The sequence below is a fragment of the Bacteroidota bacterium genome, assembly GCA_034723125.1.
Classification (GTDB): Bacteria; Bacteroidota; Bacteroidia; order CAILMK01; family JAAYUY01; genus JAYEOP01.
In genome coordinates, this window is sequence record JAYEOP010000161.1 from 1 (window position 1) to 3,875 (window position 3,875).

The 3,875-nt window shown below is 32.0% G+C and carries 3 protein-coding genes; all 3 read left to right on the top strand.

Annotation, left to right across the window (positions count from 1 at the left end; genetic code table 11):
* The first annotated feature begins 173 nt into the window (after positions 1–173).
* From U9R42_04790 to U9R42_04800, 3 genes are read left to right on the top strand one after another with little or no spacing between them, the layout of a single operon-like run.
* On the top strand, positions 174–1,010 hold the full coding sequence (locus tag U9R42_04790; GenBank protein ID MEA3495333.1) for a transketolase: 837 nt from the start codon (positions 174–176) through the stop codon (positions 1,008–1,010).
* An 11-nt stretch (positions 1,011–1,021) separates the two neighbouring features.
* On the top strand, positions 1,022–2,389 hold the full coding sequence (locus U9R42_04795) for a vWA domain-containing protein (protein MEA3495334.1): 1,368 nt from the start codon (positions 1,022–1,024) through the stop codon (positions 2,387–2,389).
* A gap of 18 nt (positions 2,390–2,407) precedes the next feature.
* Positions 2,408–3,361: a transketolase family protein gene (locus U9R42_04800; GenBank protein ID MEA3495335.1), complete on the top strand. Its 954-nt coding sequence runs from the start codon at positions 2,408–2,410 to the stop codon at positions 3,359–3,361.
* Positions 3,362–3,875: the final 514 nt, after the last annotated feature.

Consider the following 3,875-nt stretch of genomic DNA (forward strand, 5'->3'; position numbering starts at 1 on the left):
CACCACTCATCACTCATCACTCACCACTCATCACTCACCGCTCACCACTCACAACTCAATCTTATAAACAATTACATTTTTTTATTGTAGATAAGAAAGCTGCTTGCTCAAACTTTTTTGATAAAAAAAATTATACTTTTGGACTTTTTAAAATCATTTATTTAATTTAGATAATGCACAAATTAGAAAAAATTGCCACTCAAGTACGTAGAGATATTTTACGAATGGTTACAAATGCAAAATCAGGACACCCCGGTGGTTCAATTGGATGTGCTGATTTTTTAACTGTTCTTTACTTTGACCATTTAAATATTAATCCTAAAAATTTCACAATGGATGGTGCAGGAGAAGATATTTTCTTTTTATCAAATGGGCATCTTTCTCCTTTATGGTACAGCGTTTTAGCACGAAGAGGTTTTTTTACTGTTGAAGAATTAAAAACTTTTAGAATTTACGGCTCACGATTGCAAGGGCATCCTACAAATCATAATAATTTAGCTGGAATAAGAATTGCATCAGGTTCCTTGGGTCAGGGAATTAGTAATGCTGCCGGTGCTGCTTTATCAAAAAAATTAAATGAAGATTCAGGGATAATTTATTCACTTCATGGTGATGGTGAGTTGCAGGAAGGACAAAACTGGGAAGCACTTATGTTTGCGGCACAGCACAAAATAGATAATATGATTATTACAATAGATTACAACAAAAAACAAATCGATGGTTCCATTGATGATGTTGTTAGTCTTGGCAATTTGAAAAATAAAATTGATAGTTTTGGATGGATAACCCTTGAAATGGATGGACATAACATTCCTGAAATTTCCAAAACATTGAAAAAAGCAGTTGACATGACAGGAAATAAAAAGCCTATATGTATAATCATGAATTCCACTATGGGAAAGGGAGTTGATTTTATGGAAGATGATCACAAGTGGCATGGTTCCCCATTAAGCGAAGAACAATTGGCGGAAGCCTTGACTCAGTTGGACGAAACAATTGGTGATTTTTAAAAAATTATATTATGAAAAAACGAATTATATTAATTCTTATTTCTGTTATTTTGGTTTCATTTGTAAGCAATGACCTTTTTGCTCAAAATCGAAAAACACGAATACTTTTTTTGCTTGATGGCTCAGGGAGTATGTGGGGGCAATGGGATAAAGAACAAAAAATTGTTGCTGCAAAAAGACTTCTTACTGATTTGGTTGATAGCCTCGGAGATGTAGAGCATGTAGAACTTGCATTGCGTGCTTACGGACATAGAAGCCCAAAATATAAACAGGATTGTAAAGATACAAGACTTGAAGTACCATTTGGAAGAAATAACAAACAACAAATTATTGATAAACTTAAAAAAATTACTCCTAAAGGAACAACCCCAATTGCTTACTCATTATCAATGGCAGCAAATGATTTTCCTAAAGCTGCCATGACACGAAATATTATTATTTTGATAACAGATGGAATTGAGGAATGTGATGGTGATCCTTGTGCTGTTTCTATTGCTCTTCAAAAACGAAATGTTATTTTAAAACCCTTTATTATCGGACTTGGTATTGATGAAGAATTTGTAAAAAATTTGGATTGTGTAGGTACATTTTTTAATGCAAAAGATGAGAAAACATTTACTGAAATAATGAGTGTGATTATTTCTAATGCCTTAAATAATACAACATCTCAGGTAAGTCTTTTGGATATTTATGGAAAGCCAACAGAAACAGATGTAAATATGACTTTTTATGATGCAAAATCAGGAATTATAAAATATAATTTTTATCATACAATTAATTATAAAGGTTTTCCTGACACATTAATTCTTGATCCACTTCAAAAATATAATATTACTGTTCACACAATTCCACCTGTTTATAAAAAAAATGTTGAACTTGTTTCAGGGAAGCATAATGTAATTCCAATTGATGCACCGCAGGGATATTTGAATTTAAAGATAAAAGGAATAACAAATTATAGAAATTTAAAAGCAATTATAAAAAAACAAGGTTCTCATGAAATTCTTCATGTTCAGGATTTTAAATCAACACAAAAATATATTGTAGGTAAATACGACATAGAAATACTTTCATTACCACGAATAAAAGTTAATGGTGTTGATATAAAACAAAGTCATACAAATACACTGGAGATACCACAGCCGGGAAAAGTAAATATATATACATCGCGTTCTACTTTAGGAAGTATTTATCAGTTAAAAAATGGTAAATTAAAGTGGGTAACAGATATTAGTCCGGATGTAAGGACACAAATTGTTATTATGCAACCTGGGGAATATAGAATTTCTTATCGTAGAAAGAGTTCTAATAAAACCTCATATACAAATAACAAAAAGTTTAAGGTAACTTCTGGTGGCTCAGTTACTATGAATCTGTAAAATTATATTAAAATAAAAATGAAAGAATACATAAACAAAGGAAATAAAGCAACAAGAAGTGGTTTTGGAGAAGGACTTTTAGAAGTAGCAAAAACGAACAAAAATGTTGTTGCATTAGCAGCCGATTTAACAGCTTCTGTAAAAATGAATCTTTTTCAAAAAGAGTTTCCCAAAAGATTTTTTCAGGCAGGTATTGCTGAAGCAAATATGATGGGTGTTGCAGCAGGAATGACTATTGGAGGGAAAATTCCATTTGCAGGTACTTTTGCAAATTTTGCTTCAGGAAGGGTTTATGACCAAATAAGACAATCAATTGCTTATTCAAATAAAAATGTAAAAATATGTGCTTCTCACTCAGGGCTAACTGTTGGGGAAGATGGGGCGACTCATCAAATATTGGAAGATATTGGATTGATGAAAATGTTACCTAATATGCTTGTTATAAATACTTGCGATTTTAATCAAACAAAAGCTGCAACTATTGCCATTGCTGATTATATCGGTCCTGTTTATTTGAGATTCGGAAGACCGGGAGTTCCTAATTTTACAGATGAAAATCAGAAATTTGAAATAGGAAAAGGAATTTTAATGAAAGAGGGAAAAGATGTTACAATAATTGCAACAGGACACCATGTTTGGAAATCCATTGAAGCCTCTAAGTTGTTAGCAAAAAAAGGAATAGATGCAGAAGTAATAAATATTCATACAATTAAACCTCTTGATGAAGATTTGATATTGAAATCTGTGAGTAAAACAGGTTGCGTTGTTAGTGCAGAAGAACATCAAAAAAATGGTGGACTTGGAGATTCTATTGCACAACTATTAAGTTGTAAGATGCCTACACCTATGGAAATGGTTGCTGTAAATGATAGATTTGGTGAAAGTGGAAAATCCGATGAGTTGTTAGCAAAATTTAATATTGATACAGTTGATATTGTTGAAGCAGTTGTAAGAGTAAGAAGACGGAAGTAAGGCAGTAAGCAGTCGCCAGTAGGCAGTCTTCAGTAAGCAGTCTTCAGTAAGCAGTCTTCAGTAGGCAGTCTTCAGTTAGGTGCGAATGTAATTGGTTGGTAGTCAGTATCTATTAGGAATTGAATTTGTAAATAAACAAAAAGAAGTACTTAGAGTACTAAAGTGCCTAAAGTACTTAAAGTTAAAAAAATAGCAACTAAATGACAGCGAAGCAAATGACCACTAAATGACAAACAAATAAACAAAAAGAAGTACTTAGAGTACTTAAAGTGCCTAAAGTACTTAAAGTTAAAAAATAGCAACTAAATGAAAGCGAAGCAAATGACCACTAAATGACAAACAAATAAACAAAAAGAAGTACTTAAAGTGCCTAGAGTGCCTAAAGTACTTAAAGTTAAAAAATAGCAACTAAATGACAGCGAAGCAAATGACCACTAAATGACAAACAAATAAACAAAAAGAAGTACTTAAAGTGCCTAGAGTGCCTAAAGTACTTAAAGTTAAAAAATAGCAA

What these genes read in the sequence shown, in the direction of transcription:
- U9R42_04795 (MEA3495334.1), top strand. Translation starts at nt 1,022, where the DNA reads ATGAAAAAACGAATTATATTAATTCTTATTTCTGTTATTTTGGTTTCA.
- U9R42_04790 (MEA3495333.1), top strand. Translation starts at nt 174, where the DNA reads ATGCACAAATTAGAAAAAATTGCCACTCAAGTACGTAGAGATATTTTA.
- U9R42_04800 (MEA3495335.1), top strand. Translation starts at nt 2,408, where the DNA reads ATGAAAGAATACATAAACAAAGGAAATAAAGCAACAAGAAGTGGTTTT.